This is a genomic window from Mycolicibacterium palauense (assembly GCF_002592005.1).
Classification (GTDB): Bacteria; Actinomycetota; Actinomycetes; order Mycobacteriales; family Mycobacteriaceae; genus Mycobacterium; species Mycobacterium palauense.
This window is the reverse complement of the sequence record NZ_NVQF01000152.1, coordinates 1-6,074: the sequence shown is the minus strand read 5'-3', so window position 1 is coordinate 6,074 and position 6,074 is coordinate 1. Positions and strand designations below refer to the sequence as shown.

Below are 6,074 nucleotides of genomic sequence, written 5' to 3'. Positions count from 1 at the left end.
TAGTTTGATTGTTCGCGTCTGTCTGCTGCGCTTGCTATTTCTTTTCATGGTTCGGCGACCGCCGCGACCTCCACACGGAGTATCGTCGGCAGCGTCGGATGTGTATAAGGGACAGGGCCCCTGCCGCAGCCCCTGCCGCGGCCCCGGCCGCCACGGTGCCGATACCGGCCGGCTGATCGCCGCGGTCGCCTCGTTAAGGTGACAGCATGCAGATCGCCGGTGTGCTCGCCCTGGTGGTGGCCGCGCTCTCCGCGCTCACCGGGTTGTGGACGCTGTCCCGGCCGCGGCACGGGGATGTCCCCGCTGATGTCCCCGCCGATGTGACTGGGGGCCTCCGCGATCGGGTGCTGCGGGCGGTGGCACCCACCCAGTTGGCCGCCGCGCTGATACTCACGGTCGGTGGGGTGGTCGCCCTGGCCGGCCCGCCGCGGGTGGCCCTGGTCGTGTTCGTCGTCGCCGTGCTGGGCGCGGTGGGCACCGTCGCGGCCGGCTGCTGGCAGGCTGCGCGCTACGCCCTGCGGCAGCAGGCCCTGAGCGCGGCGGCCTCCGACTGCGACGGCAGCGGCTGCGCGTCGTGCACGCTGTCGGCGGCCTGCGCCGAACGGGAAGCCTGAGCGGGCCGCAGCGGGGCCCGGCCGATCAGTTGCGGCTGATGTCGATCGGGTGCGTGGCCAACAGGGAGGTCGGCAGGGGCTGCCGGCGCAACACCCGCGCCCACAGATCCACCCGCGGTTCCACCAGCACGTCCGAGGGCAGCGCCGACAGGACGATCCAGTCGTCGCGCTCGATCTCGCCCTCGAGCTGACCGATCGTCCAACCCGAATACCCGGCGAAGATCCGAACCGCCTCGACCAGGGGCGCGATCGCGTCGGGGTCCGCGTCGAGGTCCACCATCACCACCCGGCCGGCGACATGGCGCAGACCGGGAACCCCCTGCGGGTCCATCCCGGCCCGCAACGTGCCCAGGCACAGCGCCGCATCCCGCTTCACCGGCCCACCGATGAACATGGTCTTGGGTTTGGCGGCCAGCTTCGCCCACTGCGGCAGCACGTTGAACACCGCCGTCTCACTGGCACGGTTGAGCACCACACCCAGCGTGCCGCCGTCGTTGTGCTCGACCACATAGATGACGCTGCGCCGAAACGTCGGCTCCAGCAGATCGGTGTTGGCCAGCAACAGGGTCCCGGCACGAACCCGATGCGCCGCGGGCGCGACGAAGTCTTCGGGATCCTCGTGCTGTGCCACCCGTCCATCATGGCACCCGGGGCCGCAGCGACGTGGCCAACCCGGCCAGTGGGCCGGAGAATGTTGGCCGGGATATTTGTACTGTGGAATTCGGGTCGGGTCCGGGCGGGTCGCTCTCTAGTCGCTCCGCGTCGCCCGCCGCCCTCACGGCAATGAGGAAGTGCTTGTAGTGGTTGACGCGCGCCGTTCAGGTGCCCTGTGGCGGTTGATCGGTGACCTGCCTCAGTTCCGCCGACTCCTGGAACTCCGGCTGGTCAGCCAGTTCGGCGACGGTCTGTTCCAGGCCGGGCTCGCCGGCGCGCTGTTGTTCAACCCCGACCGGGCGGCCACCCCTTGGGCGGTGGCCGGCGCGTTCGCGGTGCTGTTCCTGCCGTACTCGTTGCTCGGCCCGTTCGCCGGGGCGCTGCTGGACCGCTGGGACCGCCGGGTGGTCCTCGTCGCGGCCAACCTGGGACGGCTGCTGCTGGTGCTCGGCGTCTCGGCGCTGCTGGCCTCCGGAAACGGCGACGTCGTCGTGCTCCTCGGTGCGCTGCTGGTCAACGGTTTCACCCGGTTCGTCGCGTCCGGGGTGTCGGCGGCGCTGCCGCACGTGGTCCCGCGACCGCAGGTGGTGACGATGAACTCGGTGGCCACCGCCACCGGCGCGGCGGCCACGTTCCTCGGCGCGAACTTCATGCTGCTGCCGCGCTGGCTGTTCGGCGCCGACGACACCGGGGCCGCCGTCATCATCCTGCTCGCCGCGGTACCCGTCGCCCTCGCCCTGGTGCTGGCGCTGCGGTTCCCGCCCCGGGTCCTCGGCCCGGACGACACGGCCCGCGCCATCCACGGTTCGGTGCTCTACGCGGTGTCCACCGGCTGGCTGCACGGCGCCCGCACCGCGATCGCGGTACCCAGCGTGGCCGCCACGCTGTCGGGGCTGGCCGCGCACCGGATGGTGTTCGGGATCAACACCCTGCTGGTGCTGGTGATCGTCCGGCATACCGATGTCCCCACCGTGGCGGTCGCGGGGCTGGGGACGGCGGTGATCTTCGTCGCCGCGACCGGGACGGGCTCGTTCCTGGCGACGCTGGCCACCCCGGCGGTGATGAAGCGCTTCGGCCGTTTCCGCACCACCAACGGGGCCCTGCTGGCCGCCGCGGTGATCCAGCTGGGCGGTGCGGGATTGCATCTGCCGGTCATGCTCGTCTGCGGTTTCCTGCTGGGGGCCATGGGCCAGATCGTCAAGCTGTGCGCCGACTCGGCCATGCAGATCGACGTCGAGGACCCGCTGCGCGGGCACGTCTTCGCCGTTCAGGACTCGGTGTTCTGGGTGTCGTTCATCGCGGCGATCGCCGTCTCGGCGGCGGTGATCCCCGCCGACGGCCACTCCCCCGGCCTGGTCCTGAGTGGTTCGGTGGTCTACTTGGCCGGGCTGGCGGCCCACAGCGTCTTCGCCCGCGGCGGGACCGCGGCGGCGCCGAAGAGCTGACCGCCCCGGCGACACCGGCCTACGGTGGGCCGGGGCCTGGGATGAAGGAGAAGCAGATGGCCGATGCCGCACCGATGATCGCCGACCTGGAGGCCGAGAGCGCCGACCTCGACGCGCTGGTGGCCGACCTGCCCGCCGCCCGCTGGTCGGAGCCCACCCCGGCCGCGGGCTGGACGATCGCCCACCAGATCGCGCACCTGCTGTGGACCGACCGGGTGGCGCTGACCTCCATCGTCGACGAGCCCGCCTTCGCCGAGGTGCTCGGCGCCGCGGCGGCCAACCCGACCGGGTTCGTCGACGAGGCGGCCGAGGAACTGGCGGCCACCCCGCCCGCGGAGCTGCTGGCACAGTGGCGGCGCACCCGCGAACGGCTGCATGCCGCGCTGCGCACGGTGCCCGAGGGCCGCAAGCTGGCGTGGTTCGGCCCGCCGATGAGTGCGGCGTCGATGGCCACCGCCCGGTTGATGGAGACCTGGGCACACGGGCTCGACGTCGCCGACGCCCTGCACGTGCACCGCGCGCCGTCACCGCGGCTACGGTCGATCGCGCACCTGGGCGTGCGCACCCGCGACTACGCGTTCAGCGTCCACGGCATGCAGCCGCCGGCCGCGGTGTTTCACGTGGAACTACGGGCCCCCGGCGGGGAGGTGTGGAGCTGGGGACCCGCCGACGCCGCCCAGCGGGTCACCGGCTCGGCCGAGGACTTCTGCGCGCTGGTCACCCAGCGCCGGCCCCGCGCCGAGCTCGACGTCGTCGCCGAGGGCGCCGATGCCGTGCGCTGGCTGGCGATCGCCCAGGCCTTCGCGGGGCCACCGGGCGCGGGACGCTGAGCGCCTCACTCGGGCATTGAAACGGTACTGAGCGCGCTATTCGCCGCGGAATTTCGCTCCAGGTACCGAATCGATGCCCACGGGTAGCGGGGTTGGGCGGGGTCAGACGGGCGCGGGGTCAGACGGGCGCGGCGTCCTCGGCCGCACCGTCGCCGTCGGCGTCGACCAGCCGGACGTCCCAGCGCCCGTCGGCGTCGGTGTCGACGTAGGCCGAGCCGTATCCGCCGGACCCGTCGCCGAGGTACACCCGGTCGGCCAGCCCGTCGCCGTCGGCGTCGAACACCGCGTCGTCGGCCGGGCCGGCACCGTCGAAATCCACCAGCGGTCCCCCCGAGTGTTCGGCACCGTCGAGGCCGAGCCAGCGCAGCGGCGCCGCGCCGGGCCCGCCGGCCGGCACCGCCCAGCTCCCGGTGCCGTCGTCGGTGAACCAGTGCCGTCCGGCACCCAGGTCCAGCACCGCGTGATCGGCCAGCCCGTCACCGTCGAGGTCGGCCAGCGCGTCGTCACGCAGACCGTCGCCGTCGAAGTCCAGGCCGACCGCGTCGGGCACACCGTCACCGGTGACGTCGACGTCCGGTGCCGCCGACCACAGCGAGGCCGTCCCGTCGTCTGCTCCCAGGCAGTAGTCCATACCGGGTCAGACGGAGCCCGGGCCCTCCCGGTTCCCTTCGGTGTCCCGGTTCCCCTCGGTGTCCCGGTTCCACCAGGCCAACAACTCCCCGACCGCCTCGTCGTGATCGAGCGGACCGCGTTCCAGGCGCAGCTCCTTGAGGAAATTCCACGCCTTGCCGACCAGCGGGCCCGCCGGAATCCCGAGCAATTCCATGATCTCGTTGCCGTCCAGGTCCGGGCGCACCCGCGCCAGGTCCTCCTTCTCGGCCAGTTCGGCGATGCGCTGCTCGAGCTGGTCGTAGTTGGCCTGCAGGCGGGCGGCCCGGCGCTTGTTGCGGGTCGTGCAGTCGGCGCGCACCAGTTTGTGCAGCCGCGGCAGCAGCGGCCCGGCGTCGGTGACGTACCGGCGGACCGCGGAATCGGTCCACTTGCCGTCGCCGTACCCGTGAAAGCGCAGATGCAGGTACACCAGCTGTGAGACGTCGTCGACCATCTGCTTGGAGTACTTCAGCGCCCGCATCCGCTTGCGGGTCATCTTCGCGCCCACCACCTCGTGGTGGTGGAAGCTGACCCCGCCGTCGGTCTCGTGGCGCCGCGTGGCTGGTTTGCCGATGTCGTGCAGCAGCGCGGCCCAGCGCAGCACCAGGTCGGGCGCCTCGCCGGTCTCGGCATCCTCCAGCTCGATCGCCTGCCGCAACACGGTCAGCGAATGCTGGTAGACGTCCTTGTGCTGGTGATGCTCGTCGATCGCCATCCGCATGCCGCCGACCTCGGGCAGCACCTGCTCGCCCATCCCGGTCTGCACCATCAGGTCGATCCCGGCCACCGGATCCGCGCCCAGCAGCAGCTTGTCCAACTCGGCGGCCACCCGTTCGGCGGTGATCCGCGCCAGCTCCGGTGCCATCTCCTCGATGGCCGCGCGCACCCGGGGCGCCACCGCGAACCGCAGCTGGGACACGAACCGGGCGGCGCGCAGCATCCGCAGCGGGTCGTCGCCGAAGGACTCCTGCGGCGTCGACGGGGTGTCGAGCACCCCGGCGCGCAACGCGGCCAGCCCGCCCAGCGGATCCAGGAACTCCCCCGGGCCCGCCCCGGTGATCCTCACCGCCATCGCGTTGACGGTGAAGTCCCGGCGCACCAGGTCGTCCTCGAGCCGGTGACCGAACCGCACCTGCGGGTTGCGCGACACCCGGTCGTAGGTGTCGGCGCGGAAGGTGGTGATCTCGATCCGCTGCTCGCCGCGCGCGGCGCCGAGGGTGCCGAACTCGATGCCGGTGTCCCACAGGGCGTCCGCCCACGGGCGCAGCAACCGCTGCACCGTCTCGGGGTGCGCATCGGTGGTGAAATCCAGGTCCGCACCCAGCCGGCCCAGCACCGCGTCGCGGACGCTGCCGCCCACCAGGTACAGCTGGTGACCCGCCCCGTCGAAGAGTTCCCCGAGTTCGGCGAGTTCGCCGGCGTGGCGGTTCAGCGCCACCGCAGCGCGCGCCAGCAGCGCCGTGTCATCGGCGGCGGCGTCGGCACCGACGGCGGTGCGGGCACTCGGAACGGATTCGGGCACGTTCGGTGAGCCTAATGTGCACGCGCGCGGCCGGCCTAATGCGTATCGCCATACGCGGGCCCCACACCCGGTCACGGGCCGGCGAGCGGCCCGAGGGCCAAACCCCGGTCACCCACCGGCGAGTGCACAAGGTCGTCGTTCACCTGCCAGCTACTATCGCTTGGGTGTCGGACGGCGAAAAGGCGAAGCCACGACGGCGCCGGGGCCGGCGCCGTCGTGGCTTCGCCTTTTCGCCGTCCGACACCCAAGTGGTGTAAGCTTTCTGCTATACCCCTTCCCCAACCCACGCGACCGAGGCCGATCTCTTTTGCCGTCTTTTTACTGATATCCAAAACCACGAGACGCTACGCATCCTCGT

General features: G+C 71.8%; 6 protein-coding genes. 3 read left to right on the top strand and 3 right to left on the bottom strand.

The window, feature by feature from the left end; genetic code table 11:
* Positions 1-206 precede the first annotated feature (206 nt).
* On the top strand, positions 207-614 hold the full coding sequence (locus CSR00_RS29005; RefSeq protein ID WP_099025817.1) for a hypothetical protein: 408 nt from the start codon (positions 207-209) through the stop codon (positions 612-614).
* 25 nt (positions 615-639) lie between these two features.
* Here the strand turns inward: CSR00_RS29005 and CSR00_RS29000 are convergent, their stop codons facing one another.
* Complete coding sequence (locus CSR00_RS29000) at positions 640-1,245, bottom strand: YqgE/AlgH family protein (RefSeq protein ID WP_099025816.1); 606 nt, start codon at positions 1,243-1,245, stop codon at positions 640-642.
* A 169-nt stretch (positions 1,246-1,414) separates the two neighbouring features.
* Here CSR00_RS29000 and CSR00_RS28995 point away from each other — a divergent pair, with 169 nt between their 5' ends.
* On the top strand, positions 1,415-2,713 hold the full coding sequence (locus tag CSR00_RS28995) for an MFS transporter (protein WP_099025815.1): 1,299 nt from the start codon (positions 1,415-1,417) through the stop codon (positions 2,711-2,713).
* 56 nt (positions 2,714-2,769) lie between these two features.
* Positions 2,770-3,543, top strand: a complete 774-nt coding sequence (locus tag CSR00_RS28990; protein ID WP_099025818.1) for a TIGR03084 family metal-binding protein — start codon at positions 2,770-2,772, stop codon at positions 3,541-3,543.
* 118 nt (positions 3,544-3,661) lie between these two features.
* Here CSR00_RS28990 and CSR00_RS28985 read toward each other — a convergent pair whose 3' ends face one another.
* Together CSR00_RS28985 and CSR00_RS28980 are read right to left on the bottom strand one after the other, a co-directional pair.
* Positions 3,662-4,174, bottom strand: a complete 513-nt coding sequence (locus CSR00_RS28985; protein WP_099025814.1) for a pullulanase — start codon at positions 4,172-4,174, stop codon at positions 3,662-3,664.
* 6 nt (positions 4,175-4,180) lie between these two features.
* Positions 4,181-5,716: a CCA tRNA nucleotidyltransferase gene (locus tag CSR00_RS28980; protein WP_099025813.1), complete on the bottom strand. Its 1,536-nt coding sequence runs from the start codon at positions 5,714-5,716 to the stop codon at positions 4,181-4,183.
* Positions 5,717-6,074 lie beyond the last annotated feature (358 nt).

Coding starts and splice junctions, on each gene's coding strand:
- CSR00_RS29005 (WP_099025817.1), top strand. CDS start 207: ATGCAGATCGCCGGTGTGCTCGCCCTGGTGGTGGCCGCGCTCTCCGCG.
- CSR00_RS28990 (WP_099025818.1), top strand. CDS start 2,770: ATGGCCGATGCCGCACCGATGATCGCCGACCTGGAGGCCGAGAGCGCC.
- CSR00_RS28985 (WP_099025814.1), bottom strand. CDS start 4,174: ATGGACTACTGCCTGGGAGCAGACGACGGGACGGCCTCGCTGTGGTCG.